At 50.3% G+C, this 16,741-nt stretch carries 16 protein-coding genes; 4 read left to right on the top strand and 12 right to left on the bottom strand.

Annotated elements, in window-relative coordinates; genetic code table 11:
* The first annotated feature begins 72 nt into the window (after window positions 1-72).
* Window positions 73-1,185, top strand: coding sequence for an ATP-binding protein (locus AC58QO_RS19585; RefSeq protein ID WP_497268449.1), 1,113 nt, complete (start codon window positions 73-75; stop codon window positions 1,183-1,185).
* 104 nt (window positions 1,186-1,289) lie between these two features.
* On the opposite strand, the gene AC58QO_RS19590 is transcribed toward AC58QO_RS19585, so the two are convergent.
* The 4 genes from AC58QO_RS19590 to AC58QO_RS19605 form a co-directional block, all read right to left on the bottom strand.
* On the bottom strand, window positions 1,290-1,877 hold the full coding sequence (locus AC58QO_RS19590; RefSeq protein ID WP_497268450.1) for a TVP38/TMEM64 family protein: 588 nt from the start codon (window positions 1,875-1,877) through the stop codon (window positions 1,290-1,292).
* A gap of 157 nt (window positions 1,878-2,034) precedes the next feature.
* Window positions 2,035-2,688: a glycosyltransferase gene (locus AC58QO_RS19595; RefSeq protein ID WP_497268452.1), complete on the bottom strand. Its 654-nt coding sequence runs from the start codon at window positions 2,686-2,688 to the stop codon at window positions 2,035-2,037.
* A 127-nt stretch (window positions 2,689-2,815) separates the two neighbouring features.
* Window positions 2,816-3,445 carry a LysE family translocator gene (locus AC58QO_RS19600; RefSeq protein WP_497268454.1) on the bottom strand — a complete coding sequence of 210 codons (630 nt, stop codon included), beginning with the start codon at window positions 3,443-3,445 and terminating at the stop codon, window positions 2,816-2,818.
* A 24-nt stretch (window positions 3,446-3,469) separates the two neighbouring features.
* On the bottom strand, window positions 3,470-4,384 hold the full coding sequence (locus tag AC58QO_RS19605; protein WP_497268456.1) for an ornithine carbamoyltransferase: 915 nt from the start codon (window positions 4,382-4,384) through the stop codon (window positions 3,470-3,472).
* 195 nt (window positions 4,385-4,579) lie between these two features.
* Between AC58QO_RS19605 and dgoD the strand changes: the two genes are divergently transcribed.
* The gene (gene dgoD / locus AC58QO_RS19610; RefSeq protein ID WP_497268457.1) at window positions 4,580-5,728 is read left to right on the top strand and encodes a galactonate dehydratase; all 1,149 of its coding nucleotides are present in this window, start codon (window positions 4,580-4,582) and stop codon (window positions 5,726-5,728) included.
* Window positions 5,729-5,895: 167 nt separating this feature from the next.
* On the opposite strand, the gene AC58QO_RS19615 is transcribed toward dgoD, so the two are convergent.
* Window positions 5,896-6,168 (bottom strand): type II toxin-antitoxin system RelE family toxin, encoded by a 273-nt coding sequence (locus AC58QO_RS19615; RefSeq protein WP_497268458.1) that lies wholly within the window; start codon window positions 6,166-6,168, stop codon window positions 5,896-5,898.
* Window positions 6,161-6,460, bottom strand: coding sequence for a type II toxin-antitoxin system Phd/YefM family antitoxin (locus AC58QO_RS19620; RefSeq protein WP_497268459.1), 300 nt, complete (start codon window positions 6,458-6,460; stop codon window positions 6,161-6,163). The genes AC58QO_RS19615 and AC58QO_RS19620 overlap by 8 nt, the downstream gene beginning before the upstream one ends.
* Window positions 6,461-6,726: 266 nt before the next feature.
* On the opposite strand from AC58QO_RS19620, the gene AC58QO_RS19625 reads away from it, so the two are divergent.
* On the top strand, window positions 6,727-8,007 hold the full coding sequence (locus tag AC58QO_RS19625; RefSeq protein ID WP_497268461.1) for a M48 family metallopeptidase: 1,281 nt from the start codon (window positions 6,727-6,729) through the stop codon (window positions 8,005-8,007).
* A gap of 39 nt (window positions 8,008-8,046) precedes the next feature.
* On the opposite strand, the gene AC58QO_RS19630 is transcribed toward AC58QO_RS19625, so the two are convergent.
* From AC58QO_RS19630 to AC58QO_RS19645, 4 genes are all read right to left on the bottom strand, one after another.
* Window positions 8,047-9,810 (bottom strand): glycerol-3-phosphate dehydrogenase/oxidase, encoded by a 1,764-nt coding sequence (locus tag AC58QO_RS19630; protein ID WP_497268463.1) that lies wholly within the window; start codon window positions 9,808-9,810, stop codon window positions 8,047-8,049.
* 136 nt (window positions 9,811-9,946) lie between these two features.
* Window positions 9,947-11,455 (bottom strand): glycerol kinase GlpK, encoded by a 1,509-nt coding sequence (glpK, locus tag AC58QO_RS19635; protein WP_497268464.1) that lies wholly within the window; start codon window positions 11,453-11,455, stop codon window positions 9,947-9,949.
* A complete protein-coding gene (locus AC58QO_RS19640) occupies window positions 11,452-12,033 on the bottom strand; it encodes a glycerol-3-phosphate responsive antiterminator (protein ID WP_497268725.1) in 582 nt (193 codons plus the stop codon). The genes glpK and AC58QO_RS19640 overlap by 4 nt, the downstream gene beginning before the upstream one ends.
* 160 nt (window positions 12,034-12,193) lie before the next feature.
* Window positions 12,194-14,191: a GTP-binding protein gene (locus AC58QO_RS19645; protein WP_497268466.1), complete on the bottom strand. Its 1,998-nt coding sequence runs from the start codon at window positions 14,189-14,191 to the stop codon at window positions 12,194-12,196.
* 147 nt (window positions 14,192-14,338) lie between these two features.
* On the opposite strand from AC58QO_RS19645, the gene AC58QO_RS19650 reads away from it, so the two are divergent.
* On the top strand, window positions 14,339-15,025 hold the full coding sequence (locus AC58QO_RS19650; protein ID WP_497268468.1) for a DNA-3-methyladenine glycosylase family protein: 687 nt from the start codon (window positions 14,339-14,341) through the stop codon (window positions 15,023-15,025).
* 327 nt (window positions 15,026-15,352) lie between these two features.
* Here AC58QO_RS19650 and AC58QO_RS19655 read toward each other — a convergent pair whose 3' ends face one another.
* Window positions 15,353-15,925, bottom strand: a complete 573-nt coding sequence (locus AC58QO_RS19655) for a TetR/AcrR family transcriptional regulator (RefSeq protein ID WP_497268469.1) — start codon at window positions 15,923-15,925, stop codon at window positions 15,353-15,355.
* Window positions 15,926-15,941: 16 nt separating this feature from the next.
* Window positions 15,942-16,667: an MBL fold metallo-hydrolase gene (locus AC58QO_RS19660; RefSeq protein WP_497268471.1), complete on the bottom strand. Its 726-nt coding sequence runs from the start codon at window positions 16,665-16,667 to the stop codon at window positions 15,942-15,944.
* Window positions 16,668-16,741 lie beyond the last annotated feature (74 nt).

Consider the following 16,741-nt stretch of genomic DNA (forward strand, 5'->3'; position numbering starts at 1 on the left):
CCCTTCCATTAGACAATCATATTATGTTATTATGTAATTACGTAATTAAATAATTTATATGAGGTGATCCTTTTGACAACAACACGAGATTATGGCGCCGAGCTAGATACTTTGCAGGCACAAATGAACCAACTGGGACAGCTGGTTCAGCAATTACTGAAACGGGATGCGCAGGAGCACTCCCCTATTTTCACGCATACGAAAGAGAACCCCGCTTCCGCTGAGTTAGGCCGATTATTTTATGCCGGGCAGTATCGGGGAGAGAAGGCAAGCTACCGCTGGGAGCCGCAGGACAAAGTCGTCAGTCAGCTGCTTCAACTTGATGGAGATAAATCGGCTAAAGTGCTGGGGGCGCTTGCGCATAAGCAGCGTTTGGATATTTTGCGACTAGTGTTACAGGAGCCGCTTACGGGGCCAGAGCTTGTGGAACGCTTGAATATGGGAACGACAGGGCAGCTTTATCATCATATGAAAGCCTTGGTCGGTGCGGATCTGCTCGTGCAAGAAGAGCGAGGCGGAACGTATGCGATCCCCGGCCATCGTGTGCTTCCTCTATTATTACTGCTGGCAGCCGCATCGGATCTGATGGACACAACAGATTACATCGCCATGACGGAGGCACGGACGAATGCGCCAGCCTACCTGGGCGGCGCCGATGATGCCTACAACCCGCATCTGCTGCTCTGGGCTGTCGTGGAGAACTCCCTTTTAGAGCACCAGCATGGCACGTGCACGGAGGTTAATCTCATTTTGCATGAGGATGGCAGTATAACGGTCTCAGATAACGGACGGGGCATCCCCGTTCATGCCTTGCCTGGTGCAGAATTGCCTCGAGTTCAGTCTATTCTCACGGATATGAGTCACCTTCGCGGGAGTGCCCAGTTCTTCGCCCCTGGCAGTAAAAAGGGCATCAGCATGCCGGTTGTCAACGCACTTTCTCTCAATCTTTCCGTTACGATCAAGCGGGATGGGTGCGTTTATCAGCAGTACTATAAGCACGGCATCCCTCAGAGTGAGGTCCAAACGGTGGGAGTGACGAAGGAGACGGGAACGAGTGTTACGTTTTTGCCGGATCGAGCTATTTTCAGTCAGTCGTTTGACCTTTCCACAATCCAACAACAAGCAACCGAGTTTGCAGCCTCCTATCCCGACTTAACACTTAACGTGTTGAGCGATTCCAAGTAATTTTGCCTAACTAGTAAAAAATGACCCTGCCCCAGCGAAGACAGCGGCGCCCCACGAGTTGGGAACCGTTATCCATCGCTGAGAGGCGGGGTCATCGCGTATAATCACATAAACCGCTTCTCTACTTTTTTGCTAATCACCAATGAAATACCAATGAATAAGGCCACATAAATAAGCTCGTACGGGTTATTCAAGAAACGTTTCAAATCATGCCCTATGACGCTAACGGTCATCACCATCACGGCCTTCCCCGCAGCAACCGCCACTAGGAATGAGCGAAAACGCATCCGCACCAGTCCCGCCGCCATATTAATCACCACGAAGGGTCCCAATGGGAATAAGCTAAGGATAAAAACATAATTAAAAGCTTGGCGCCGCGCCCAGTTGAGGCTTTTTTGGACTTTCGGTTTCTGCGACCAGCGCACGAGGTAGGGGTGTTCGGCCACTTTTTTGACAATCGCAAACGTCACTAAGCAACCGCACACGATACCGATCCAGGAGTAGAGAAAGCCGAGCCAGAGCCCATAAACAGCCGCGTTCACACTAATGATCACCAATGTTGGGAGCGGTGGAATAAATGATTTCATAAAAGGAAGCAGCAACCCTGGCAACGGCCCGAGTGACCGGTATTTGTCCAGAAGCAGCATCAGATTCTCTTCCGTTAAATAAGATAAGAGCTCTTTGATATCCATATGCGTGTGAAAAGCCTACTGAATTCAGCCTTTCTCTCCTCTCGTTCATATGGCACGATTATAGCACGACGGCCTGCGCCTGCGCACGGTAAAGAGGCTGACACCGGATGCATCCAGTATCAGCTTGGCTTTTGAACCTATTACAACTTATGCGAACTCATTTGAACTTATCGGGGAACTGCTTGATAATCCCATCCGACAACATATCGGCATACATCATCATATGATCCTCACCCTTATCGAAGGCAAGAATATCGGCTTTCCAATCCTTTTTCAGTCTCGCAGTGACTTGATCTGTCACAAACTGCAAGTGCGCATAGAGCATGTCCCGCTGTTCTTTCTCAGACCAATTCGGGTTCGCTGCGCTTAGAAACTTGGCGATATCATCCGCATTTCGGTACCACTCTTTGTTAAATTTGGCTAGTTCGGCTTGATTGCCAGCTTTTGCCGCGTCTATTACGCCACCAGCTAATTGGATGTGCTCCCTCAACAGTTCAGCCAACTTATTCCCAGCCGCATCTCCATAAACCGGCTTCACCGCATCACCGATGTCCTGCTGATTCTTCAGCAGCCTAGCCAAAACATCCTTCTGATCCTCCAGCCCTGCAATTGCGCTGATGATGTAGCTTCTCGTCCAGCCCACATGATCAACCCAAAGTCTCCTCATGTCTTGCTTGAGCTTCACTTTCGCAGCGTTCATGCACAGCGCAGAACCAGGTTCCTTTCCAGCGGCATGTACGCCAAACGGCATAAAAGTGAAGGAGAGAACCATGGTTAACAGTAGCATGGATATTACGATTTTTCGCTTCAAAATGTATCTTCTCCTCTGTCTGCAATTCTCGAACATGGTTTATTTTGAGCAAAATTCACAATTTTATGCCCCAGCCTTCTCCTGTACGCAAAAGACCCACAGCAATCTGCTGCGGGTCTTTTGCCTTCTATTGTCTCCGCTCGAAGGCGAGACGCACAGCCAACCCCGTCAATACGCTTCCCATCAGCCACCGCTGGATCTGCAGCCATTTGGGACGCGTGCCAAACCATGAGGCGATGTGGCTTGCGGTTAACACGATCAAGAGATTCACAGTAAAGCTCACCGTGATTTGTGTGAGTCCGAGCGTTGCGCTCTGCAACAATAAGGAACCCCGTGCAGGGTCCTCAAACTGAGGTAAGAGCGATACATACAGGACCGCCGCTTTGGGATTCAGCAGATTGGTCATGAACCCCATAAGAAATAGCTTCTTAGGCGGGTCCAAAGGTAGTTCCCGAGCAGTCAGAACGGATCTGGCCCCAGGCTTCACAGCCTGCCAAGCCAGCCAGAGTAAATAAGCAGCACCCGCTAGCTTTACAGCGTCGAATACATACGGAGCCGCCAAAAACAGCGCCGAAAGCCCTAACATCGTGGTCACGATGTAAACTAGAAATGCTAGCATAATGCCCAGCAGTGATATAACCCCAGCCATCCTCCCCTGCGTGACCGAGCGTGAGATTAAGTAGATCATGTTAGGTCCTGGCGTGCACACCATGCCTAGCGAGACTAAGGCGAAAGCTAGCAGCGTCGTAAATGTCATCTCGTGATGGCCCCCTTCGGTGTGTTATAGGTTCAGTAGGTGTAAAAGCAGACTTTTTTGAACATGCATCCGATTCTCCGCTTGCTGATAAATGATAGCATTCTCCGATTCAATGATATCTTCTGCGATTTCAAAGCCTGGATGAATGGGCATATCATGCATGATATAAGGGGAGTACTTCCCAAGGCTCCGCTTATTGATCTGAAAAGACATCATAATGTCAATTCGTCTAGCTTTCTCTTCCTGATACTGTACATCGGAGAAAAATTCCATGTCAACCCACGTATCTGTGTAGATGAAATCGGCCTTTTTCATCGCTGCAGACAACACCTCAACTTCCTCAATGTATCCACTTTGATAGGCTCGCTGCATCAGTTCTTCGTCCCATGAAGCTTCATTGACGATCGGGGTGACTAGCAACAGTTTGAGTCCCAAGATCATACAACCTGCAACTAAGGAATTTACCACGTTATTATGAATGCCAACATAAGCTACGGTTACGCCTTCAAACGTACCTTTGACTTCATAAATCGTCATTAAATCCGCAAGCGCTTGGCACGGGTGGTACTTGTCACAGCATCCATTAATCACTGGCACCCCGGAGTATGCAGCTAGTTCAAGTAAATCGGAGTGTTTTTTGAGCCTAGCCATGATCACATCGCAGTTCCTTGATGCATAACGGGCTTCGTACCTAATTGGAGAAATACTAAAATTACTAGCATCCCAGTCCATATTCACCGCATAACCGCCCATTTGATGAATACCTGAATGAAAGGAAAGCGCCGTTCGGGTCGATGATTTTTGAAAAAGCATGAGCAGTCCTTTGCGCTCGCAGTGGTGGTAGTAAGCCTCGGGATTGTTTTTGATCTCTATGCCTTTGAGAATGATGGAGAACAAGGTCTCTTTATCGAGTTCTTGCAAGGACAGAATGTGTTGCAACTTCGTCACCGCTTTCGCATAATTATTCACTATATTGTATTTTTATACATTTTAGTCCGAGTAGAGTTAGGTGTCAATGGTTAAAATGGTGTCTCTCGTTTACACAGCAAAAATGCAGGAGTTTGGCAGCGCTTCACGAAATTCAACATGTGAACTGTCAAACATTCTAGGGTAACAGGGAGAGGACGTATTTCCGTGAAAATTACGAAATTAGAATTGTTTAAAGTGCCGCCAAGATGGTTGTTTTTGAAAATCGATACGGATGAAGGTATTACAGGATGGGGCGAACCCGTCGTAGAGGGAAAAGCGGATACCGTCGCAGCAGCCGTGATGGAAATGAGCGAGCATATCATCGGGAAAGATCCGATGCGAATTGAAGATATGTTTCAGGTGCTCTACCGCGGTGGATTTTATCGTGGAGGGCCCATTCTTACCAGTGCGATTTCCGGCATCGAACAAGCACTCTGGGACATTAAAGGCAAGTTCTATAACGCCCCAGTTTACGATTTACTAGGTGGTGCATGTCGTGATCGCACACGTGTCTATTCCTGGATTGGTGGAGACCGCCCAAGCGACGTAGGTGAATCAGCAAAGCTGCAGGTTAAAGCTGGCTTCACCGCGGTGAAGATGAACGCTACAGAAGAATTGCACTACATTGATTCACTTAGCAAAGTAGATGAGGCCATTGCCCGTATTGCTGCCGTCCGTGAAGCTGTTGGCAAAGACATCGGCATCGGAATCGACTTCCACGGCCGAGTACATAAATCGATGGCCAAAATCATCGTAAAAGAGCTCGAGCCTTATCGCCCAATGTTCATTGAAGAGCCCGTTCTGCCTGAAAACAATGAAGCACTGAAAGAAATCGCTCGCTATACTTCTTGTCCTATCGCCACCGGCGAACGCATGTATACGCGTTGGGGCTTTAAAGAACTGTTGGCTCAAGGTATCGTGGACATCATTCAACCTGATCTTTCACATGCCGGAGGGATATTAGAAACCCGCAAAATCGCCGCAATGGCCGAGGCGTATGATATCGCGATTGCACCGCATTGCCCGCTTGGCCCTATCGCGCTTGCCTCCTGTCTGCAATTGGACATCTGCTCGCCAAACGCGTTCATTCAGGAGCAAAGCCTCGGCATTCACTATAATAAAGGCAGTGATTTGCTGGACTATCTGAAAGACCCGACTGTGTTCCAATATGAGGCCGGCTTCGTGAAGAATTTGACTGCTCCCGGTTTAGGGATCGAAATCAATGAGGAGAAAGTTCGTGAAATGGCGGCCATCGGGCACAATTGGAAGAATCCGATTTGGCGGCAAGAGGATGGTACGGTGGCGGAGTGGTAGATTGAAATAAGACCGCACCCTTAGGGGTGCGGTCTTATTGGTTGTCTCTTTTTGTAGTCCATTTCAGTTTGGATTGAATGAATTTATGTAATTGAACCTCTGGAATCTTTTTAAATGTCTTCAGCCTTTGATCAGCGATCTTGAAAACAAGATCCTCACTACGACGCTCAATCAATTGTTAAGATATATGCTACGCGAAGAACCTCAACTGTCTCGTTCGTAATCCGAAACACAATACGGATACCAGCATCTCTAAGCTTAATCTCTTTACAGCCTGCTAATTTTGTATTGGCTTTATTGCTGAGTAGTTTACCGACCTCATCCGCACGATAAACCAGCTCGTCAATCGCTTTGTTTACAATACCGAGCACTGAATTATCTAACTTTCGATATTCTTTCTCTGCCTCGACATCAAAACGAATATCAAAGCGTTCATTCATGAGGTTCCCTACGAATTTCTTTCCACGATTTTGCCGATTCCGGATACCCATTCAAACGATCTACACGCTCGTTCAAAATGCGTTCTTCCTCCTGCTCTTCAAGCTGGGTCAGACGCTCAAATAACTGCTCGTAGTACTCATATCCAACTAAAACAGTATCCACTGCACCATTTTCCGTAATGAATTGAGGCAGTTGCTTCGCCTTTTTGCGTAACTCACCAAACTTTTTGGATGCAACGGAGGAACTGACCAGTTGATCAGCTGTAAATGTTGGCTTAGCCATCGTAACCATCTCTTTTCTCTCCTCTTTACCCTATAGTATGATCCATGTAGTAACAAGTATACTCCATTTATAACGCAAAGTCTTACGTAATTTATTACGTAAGACTTTGCGTTATATTTATTTTAAGCCTCTAGCGAGCGGCTTACATTCTGAAATGAGGCAAGACCGCATCCCTTGAGGTTGCGCTCTTTTTAGTTATCTAGAAACTTCAACACTTCCTATTTATTTCATGCTAATATACCATTATCTTGCAATTTAGAGAGGATTAGAATCTCATGCAACAGACAGTCGTACATACAGAAATAATTGAATGCCCAGATTGCAAACAATTAATAACAGTGGACAAAAACTATGTTTCTTGGTGTGAGGGATGTAATTGGAATTTGAACACCGCAAAACCATCTTCTCCTAAAAACATATTCGAAAAGATTTATGCAAGCGCAGTGGAAAAATCTAGTAGAAGCTTGTTCGAAGCTGTAATTGAACAAGGGCATGTTAGCTCTCGCTTCTCCGGCTTAAAATTATTGACCCTACTTACATCAATATTTATTCATTTAGTGAGTTTGTGCTTTTTCTTGGCTGGTTGTTACCTCATCTTCAGTGACTTCCCTAACGTTATTTTTATCATAGTAGGGCTGTCCTTACTATTATTGTCTTGGAGTACGCGTCCAAAGCCAAGTCAACTTCGACAAGTCCTACTTCCTAGAGAACATTTCCCACATTTGTATGCATTGACTGATGATATTTCAGCGAGACTCAACGCTGATAAGATTCACGGAATTATCCTTGATAAAGAATATAATGCTTCCTTTTCTCAAATAGGCTGGAAACAAAAGAAGATACTTCGTTTAGGGATGCCTTTACTGTCCGTATTAAATCAACAAGAACTCGTCGCTCTAATTTCTCATGAAATTGCGCATGGCATAAATGGTGATCTTAACAGAGGGTTCTGGGTTGGTTCTGCTATCCAAACACTTTCATCTTGGTTTCAGATTACAAAACCAGATAAGATCCTTGATATGCGTTACCGTTCTGGGGCCTTTTTTATGATTTTCGCAAATATTCTCATGCTGCTTCTTTCAAAGATTGTATACCTTTTCTTATACATTTTATGCCATTTGAACTGGAGAGACTCTCAGCGAGCAGAATATCTAGCAGATCACTTAGCGGCTACAACAGCAGGTAAAGAAGCTACTCTGTCTCTACTTAATAAGCTGCACTTCCATGAATTATTTGAATTCACTGTACTTAAAGTAATAAATACGAAGAGAGAGGGGCATTTATTCGAAGATTTTATTGAACAAATCGACATACTGCCCCCCAAAGAATTGGAACGAATGAAGAGACTATCAAGTTTAGATACCGCACAATTAGACGCTACACATCCACCTACATGTAATCGAATTGCTTTTATTAACGCGATGGAGGATGAGAGCCCGTCTTTACAGATGCAAAAAGAGAACCATCAGCTGATAATGAAGGAATTATCCCGATTACAAGAAGTTGTAGAAAAACTTATTATTGAAGATTATAAACTTAGATATTTACACTACTAGTTTCGTAAGCTTAACCACTTAGCTAAAAGACATTATATTTTAAGCCTCCAGCGGATGAACCGCCTCATGGAGCAGCTGCTCCAGCTCGGCGGTATAAGCCGCTGTCTGCGCTTCGCTCCAGCCGAAGCGCTCCGCCAGGAAGGCCGTCGCAGGCGCCTTCCATTGCCTTGCCCACGCGATGTCGAAGAAGAGGGCGCCCGTGCGGCGGATAAAGAAATCCGCCGGCTTCACGACCATCTCCCGCTCGATCGCGTACACGAGCGCAGCGAGCACCGCGGCAGGCATGCCCCGCCGCTCCGCTTCAACCCGGTGCTGCTCCAGCAGCGCGAATACGGCGTCCACGTTGGACCCGTATCGCTGCGCGAGCTGCATCGTCTCAGGCTCGGTCAGCCCCAGCCGCATGCCTTGGCTGACCTTGCTGCGCAAGAACGGCGCCAGCTTCGCGGAGCCGCCCACATCGCCGCCGGATATCGGCAGCGTCTTCGTGCGGCTCGGAGGCAAGGCCGCCGAGACCTTGCCCTCCGCCACCAGCATGGCGGCGATCTGGTTCACGACCGACTCCGCCATTTTGCGGTAGCCGGTCAGCTTGCCCCCGGCCATCGAAATGAGGCCGGAGTTAGAGATGAAGATTTCGTCGCGGCGCGAAATCTCGGAAGGGTCTTTGCCCTCCTGATGGATCAGCGGGCGCAGCCCGGTCCAGCTCGATTCGACGTCAGCCTCCGTCAACCCGAGGGACGGAAACATCTCGTTCGCGGCACGCAGCACATAAGCGCGATCAGCTACTGTAATGCGGGGATTGGCAATATCCCCTTTGTAGTTCGTGTCGGTCGTGCCGACATAGGTTTTGCCATCACGCGGAATCGCAAACACCATCCGCCCGTCCGGCGTATCGAAATAGATCGCCTGCCCCAGCGGGAACCGGCTCTGATCAAAAACCAAATGCACGCCTTTGGTCAAATGCAACGTTTTGCCCTGCTTCGAACGGTCCATTTCACGAAGGGTGTCCACCCAAGGACCAGCCGCATTTACGATTTTACTCGCATACAGTGTGTAGGACGCGGGTTGATTCCCTACTTTCCGATCTGTCCCTCCATCTGTTCCTCCTGTTTTCGCCAGTTGATCCACAACCTTCACACCAACCAGCGTGCCATCCTTCACGATCAATTCCTGGGCCTTGGCATAATTCACCGCCATCGCGCCGAGCTCCACCGCTTTTTTCATCACTTCAATCGTTAACCGCGCATCATCCGTGCGGTACTCTACATAGTATCCGCCGCCTCTGAGATCCTTCTTCTTCAACAAAGGCTCATGCTGCAAAGTCACGTCCGGGCTGAACATCTTGCGTCGTTCCGAGCGTTTAACCCCCGCTAGGAAATCGTAAACGCGTAGACCGAGCGACGTGGAAAGCTTGCCGAACGTACCGCCTTTATAGAACGGCAGCAGCATCCACTCCGGCGTCGTCACGTGAGGTCCATTTTCGTACACAATCGCCCGTTCCTTGCCGACCTCTGCCACAACCTTCACATCCAACTGCTTCAAATACCGCAATCCACCATGCACCAATTTCGTCGAACGGCTCGACGTCCCCGAAGCAAAATCCTGCATCTCAATCAACGCCGTGCGAAGCCCGCGACTCTGCGCGTCAAGCGCAATACCCGCGCCGGTAATCCCGCCGCCAATCACGATCACATCAAATTGCTGCTGCGCCATCGCTTCGAGCATCTCTTTACGTTGTAACCCACTGAATGGTCTATGTTGATCTGTCCGTTTCTGCTGTCCCGCGTTCGCTTGCCCTTTTGTCATCCCAATCTCTCCCTTGTATGAAAAAAAAGAAGAAACCACAACAACCTATTACGTTTGCACGTAAAGGTCCGCTGTGGTTTCTCCCAATCTCCAACCGAATATGAACTTGTTAGGTGTAGTATAACACGGTATGCCTTTATTTAAAAGCAATTGCTGCGTTTACCGCCTTTTTCCATCCACTATACAACTTCTCACGCAAATCCGCTGCCATTTCCTGCTCAAAGGCCCGATCCATCTGCCACTGCGCGGCAATTTCCGCCTGATCCTGCCAGAATCCTACCGCAAGGCCAGCCAAATAGGCCGCCCCAAGCGCCGTAGTTTCATTGATCACCGGACGCTCAACCGTGACTCCCAGCATGTCACTTTGGAACTGCATGAGGAAGTCATTTTTCACCACACCGCCGTCAACACGCAGCTTCGTAAGCTCAATCCCCGAATCATCTTCCATTGCTTTCAGCACGTCCTTCGTCTGATAAGCGAGTGATTCCAACGTTGCCCGGATAAAATGCTCCTTCGACGTCCCTCGCGTCAGCCCAAACACCGCGCCCCGCACATCACTGTCCCAATAGGGAGTACCTAGCCCGACAAAGGCTGGAACCACGTACACACCCTCGGTGGACACGACTCGTTTGGCATAGTCCTCCGAATCTTTCGCGGATTTGATCATCCGCAGCCCATCTCGCAGCCATTGAATCGCTGATCCCGCCACGAAAATGCTGCCCTCTAGCGCATACTCAACCTTCCCGTTCAATCCCCAAGCTATCGTAGTCAAAAGGCCGCTGCGCGACGGAATCGCGTGATTTCCAGTGTTCATCAGCATGAAGCAGCCGGTGCCGTAGGTGTTCTTGGCCATCCCTTTTTCAAAACAGGCTTGACCGAACAGTGCCGCCTGCTGATCCCCCGCCGCGCCCGCGATCGGAATCGCCGCCCCGAAGAAGAGGCTCTCCTGCGTGTACCCGTATACCTCTGACGACGAGCGAACCTCCGGCAGCATCGCTGCAGGAATGTCCAAATGCCCCATCAGTTCCTCGTCCCACCTCAGCTCGTGAATGTTATAAATCAGCGTCCGCGAGGCGTTCGAGTAATCCGTGACATGCGCCTTGCCGCCCGTCAGCTTCCAGATGATCCACGTGTCCATCGTGCCGAAAAGCAAATCCCCGCGCTCCGCCTTCGCCTTAGCGCCATCAACGTGATCGAGGATCCATTTGATTTTGGTCGCTGAGAAATACGCATCAATCAGCAGCCCCGTCCGCTCCCGAAACAGGTCGTTAAGACCCTCTGTCTTCAGCTCCTCACAAATGTCTGCGGTCTGCCGCGACTGCCATACAATCGCATGGTACACGGGCATCCCCGTATGCTTATCCCATACAACCGCCGTCTCCCGCTGGTTCGTAATGCCAATACCCGCAATCTCCGCAGGCTGCACCCCGGTCTCGGAAAGGAGCGTGGCGATCACACTTTGAATCGACAGCCAAATTTCGTTCGCATCATGCTCCACCCAGCCCGGCTTCGGAAAATACTGCTTAAACTCCTGTTGAGCGGTGTGCACAATACTTCCTTTTTGATCAAATAAAATGGCTCTAGAGCTTGTTGTCCCTTGATCGAGGGAAAGGATATATGAGGGCTTAGATCCCGTTGTTGTCATGATTGATTATGCCTCCTTGTCACGCCATCGTAATGCTGCCATAGCTCATGGTTCGAGGTCGTTACAGCTGTCGCACCTGCCGCAAGCGCCTGCTCCACATCATCAATGGAACGGATCAGTCCACCTGCGAAAATCGGAATACCCGAGCGCTCCTTCACCTCTTTAATAATGTGCGGAATGACACCAGGCATGACCTCGATGTAGTCTGGCTGTGAGCGTTCGAGCAGGGTGTAGCTTTTGTCCAGCGCCGAGCTATCCAGCAGAAAAAGCCGTTGAATCGCGATCAAGCCGTTCTGCCTTGTTTTCGTAATCACATTGCCACGCGTCGAAATGATCCCCGCAGGGCGAATGCTTTGGCATAGAAATTCAGCCGCGAACTCGTCGTTTTTCAGCCCCTCGATCAAATCTGCGTGCAGCAGCAGCTTCTTCCCGTGGGCTCGGCCCAGGTCTACAATGCTTTTGAGTTGGCCAATATGACTGTCGAGCAGCACGATATACGTGTATGACGACTTCATGAGCCTCTCTAAATCCTTCATCTTACGGATGGCTGGTAAAATACATTGATCCTGGAGCGACATGCGCTTCACCTCGATTTTCTGAAACAAAAAGACTCACCAAGATATGCCTTCTCTATTCAAAGGGCAATCCAAGTGAGTCTCCTGTTCTCCGTCACATGTTATTAACTTACTTGTATTTTACTGAAAGAGGGGATGCCATGTCAATGGGAGCCCCCAGAGCTTAGGTGGATAAGGCCTTGCGTACAGCTAAAATATACTTCGACTGATCTAGCGGATTAACACCGCGCCGCTTACGTTCAGCATGTACATCAGGAGGACTTGGCTGATAGCCTGCAAAAGAAGAAGTAATCACGCCCCGCCCACCTGACATAGCGCTTAGCTTCACGGGATATTCGAGCGATGTCGCGACAGGGAGCCGCCCCTCTAAGACGAAACGGCCTCCAGCAATGCTAGGCGCATCAAAACTCGCCCGCATCTGCACCAGGTCGCTCAGCACCTTACCGCCGAATTCTTCCGGCACGGTAATGCGCACTTGCAGCATAGGCTCCAGCAGCGTCGTGCCCGTCTGCGCCAGCCCCTGCATAATCCCCATCGGCGTCGCGACGGCAAAATCGAGCGGATGGGTGTGCCACACATGATGCTCACCCTCCACAAGCGTCACCTTTACATCGGTGACTTCCCAACCGAGCAGCCCCTGCTGCAGCGCCTCCGGCACGCGGCGCGCCACCTCATTTTGGTACTGCACGAGCAGCTGCTCGCCGCGTACCTGGGACTCATACACGAGCCCGCTGCCTGGCGCACCAGGCTCGATGCGAAACCGTAAGATGGCCCAGCACGGCTTGGGCATCGTATAAGCAATGAATCCTTCGCCTGATTGCGAAGGCGTTTCTTTGTAGATGACGGAAGGTTGATCGAAACTTACCGCAAGACCGAAGCGCGAGCTCAAGAGACTCGTCAGAATCTCGAGCTGGATCGCGCCCATGACTTTGACGTGCAGCTCACGCTCGTCCTGCAGCCACTGCAGATCGAGCAGCGGATCTTCATCCGTGAGCTCCTGCAAGGCGGCGACGAGAGCAGGGTACTGAGCGTCGCTCTCAGCATGCACCTGCACGGTCAACAGCGGAACAGCCATACGTGGCGCAGGCGGCACACTGTCTGGCCGGCCCAGCACATCGCCGATGCGCACCTGCGTCAAGCCGCAGACGGCCGCAATGTCGCCGGCCGCGACTACACCAAGATCTTCGGCTTTGCGCCCGTCGATGCGGCGAATCTGGGTCACCTTCTCCTCCACGCCCTGCGTGGCATTGACGACGGTGTCCCGGTTACGGATCGTCCCCTCATAGAGGCGGACGTACGCCATGCGCCCCATAGTCTTGTCGCGTTCGACCTTGAACACCACAGCCGAAAGCGGCCGCTCCGCATCGCCGCGCGGCTCAGGCAAGTAATCGAGGATCGCTGCTAGCAGCTCCTCGATACCGAGCCCTTTGCTGGAGGCACCGACCAGCAAAGGAAAGGCCTCCCCCTGCCGAGCGTACCGCTGCAGGGTGGCCTTGACCTCGTGCGCCGCGATGGGCGCACCTTCGATGTAGCTCGTGAGCATCGGCTCATCGAGCTCGGAGAGCTTTTCGACCGCGGCTGCGAGGTCGAATCCATGGAGCGCGCCGACTGCCGGCGCGTCGTCCAGCACGTTCCGCGCTCCGCGGAACGTGTCCTCAATGCCTAGCGGCGCATATATCGGCACCGCCATTCCCGTGAGCTGCTTATGAATGTCCTGTAGGACACGCTCAGGGTCTGCGCCGATGCGGTCTAATTTATTCATATAGAGCAAAGTCGGGATTCGAAGTGATTGCAGCGCATGCCAAATCATTTCAGTCTGCGACTGCACACCCTCCACGGCGGAGATAATCAGAATCGCTCCGTCCATCACTCGTAAGGAGCGTTCCACCTCCGATAAGAAATCGACGTGACCTGGCGTATCTACCAGATTAATCCACGTATTTTGCCATACTAAGCTCGTAGTTGCACTCCGAACCGAAATTCCCCGCTCACGCTCCACCTCAAGGGAATCCGTCTGCGCCGTCCCACTATCTACGCTGCCTAGCGCGCGAATACGCCCACTTAGATATAGTAAATGCTCTGTCGTTGTCGTTTTCCCCGCGTCGACGTGAGCAAATATCCCTACGTTCCTTCTCGACACTATGCGTTTCTCATCTGTCATTCCGGCTCCGGCCCCTTTGGCTTTCATTCTTTCTTCTATTATACTCAAAGAGAGTCGATTTGGATAAGTCACCCAATTCTCTCAGCTTGAGAGGATATTTAGCAAAAATGCGCCGTTTGGACATGATTTTTTAGAGGAGGAATTGTTATGCACCAGCCTACTGTGCCTACTACAACCATTAAACTTCATAGCCAGCACCCTGCCATCATCGCCTTATCTCAAGCGGACCCGAAACTAGCCCGTCTAATCGAACTCATTGGTGAGCTCACACTCACACCTAGCTTTCGCCCCTATGAGTCTCTCGTCATGTCGATTATTTCACAACAACTCTCGGCCAAAGCCGCATTAACCATCAAAACGAGAGTCAAACATATCATCCCCACCATTACCCCGGAGGATGTTCTGGCCACAGATGAGGAAGCAATCCGCCAATGCGGTGTCTCCTATCCCAAAATCCGCTACATCCGCGACCTCAGTACTAAGGTGCTGAATGGCGAGGTGATGCTGGATCAGCTGCAGGATGTAGATACCTCAGAACTTCTGAAGCAGCTGACTAGTGTCAAAGGCATCGGCGTATGGACCGCTGAAATGTTTCTCATCTTCACCCTAGGCCGGCCCGACATTATGTCGCTCGGTGATGCCGGTCTGCAGCGTGCGGCCCGCTGGCTGCATGCCCTCCCTGAGCGCAAAGACAAAAACTACTTAGCCGTCGTCGCCGAAGGCTGGACACCCTATCGCAGCTTCGGCTCCCTCTATTTATGGCGCGCGATCGACACGGGGCTCGTGGATTCCGGCCTGCCGGTGGAGGCGTGTGAGAAACCGATGCAGTTGTAAGTACATATAGCATATTGAGGGAGAGTATTTACTTCCACCCTTCTGTTTAAGGTCATCTCCGCCTGCGATGTTGCATTTTGTACAACATGATGAGGACATTTCAACCTTTTTAACTCCCCAGATTGCATAACCTACAACATTTTTGCTTAAAAGCACGAGAATGGCTCTTAATGTTGTACGTAATACAACATTAGAAGCCATTTTTGAGGATTTCACTCCATTATGTTGCAATAAATACAACATAGGCATGCCTTGATTGTGAAAGCGTTCATTTCCCAAAGAAAAAGCGTAAGTTGCCGCATAGGCCACTCACGCTCTCCACTTTTATCATGCCTTCGCATCCGCACGCAGCCCCCGCAAATACGTCTGCAACAACCGACGCAAGCTCTCATCCCGGTCTATCCCCATGCGGAAGCCGTTCCGATGCTCGAGCGAGGCGAAGCCATGCACCATGCTTCGAAACCCACGCACCACGTGCAGTGCGTCTTCTTCAGTGAGCCCATAAGGCTCAAGGATGCGAAGCAGGAAGCTGACAACTCCAGCGCCGACCTCTTTCAGCTCGGGATCCTCATAATCGGGCAGCGCCGAGATCGCTTCATACAAGCCTGGCTGCTTCCGGGCAAAACCCACATAAGCCACACCCGCAGCCAACAGCGCGTCATCCTCGGATTTTCCAATCGCAGCCTCGATCATCGCTTCCTTCACAAGGATAAGCCCTCGCTTCGAAAGCTGCTTTCTCAGATCAGGCAGACCTTTTATATGATTGTAAAGGGACGGTGTTTTGATGTTTAATTTGGCAGCCAACACAGCCAGTGAAAGCTGTTCAACACCTTGTTGATCTGCAATTTCTATTGCCGCTTGCAGGACCGTTTCTGCATCTAACCCTTGTCGAATAGCCATCTTGTGCCCCTCTTTTCTAAATGGCAGCTGATGCGCCTTGAAATTTAGCGGTGGCTTCTTCGAGCGCTGCATCCATGATCGCAACAGGCTGCTCAATCATTCGTCCATGTCCCACTGCCAGCAAGCTAGGTTCTAGCTGTCTCAGTCTGCGCGTACTTTCCAAGGACGCATCTTTACTCCAGGTTGCCATCGCCGGAAACGGGAACCAGAACTTCACCACACCCGACACCGCCACACCGCCTCGTACTTGAAAAGCATCCCCAGCGATCAACGCCCGGCTCCGCACATCAAGGAAAGCCATTGAACCTGGTGTATGGCCAGGAGCAGCGAAGGCTTGCAATGAACCAATTCGATCCCCATCTGCGAGCAGCACATCGGGTTTCGTCTGAATTCCTTTCGGAATGCCGCCCTTAATCGGCATTTGGGGCTCACCAGCCTCCAGCTCCACATTGCCTGCCAGCAGCTTCGCATCCCTTCTGGAGATGTAGACCTGAGCCTTCGGCAGTACCTTTTTCAAACCGTCCAAGGCACCAATATGATCACCATGTGCATGCGTTAAAACGATGCGTGTAATCGGCTTCCCTATTTGCTCTGCTGCCTGAAGGATGCCCTTCACACTGAAAGGCAAAGCCGCATCAATTAAGGTTAATTCGGATTCTTCCTCCACCAGGTAACAATTCACCGGGAAAAATCTCGGCATAAAAGCCAGTTGGTACAAATGTCCGTTTTGCGTTATTTTCATTTGAAACGCCTCCTTTTAACTACTTATATTAGGATAATAACTAATGTCATTAGTTTTGTAAAGAGACAATATCC

Source organism: Paenibacillus sp. J31R30 (assembly GCF_059692115.1).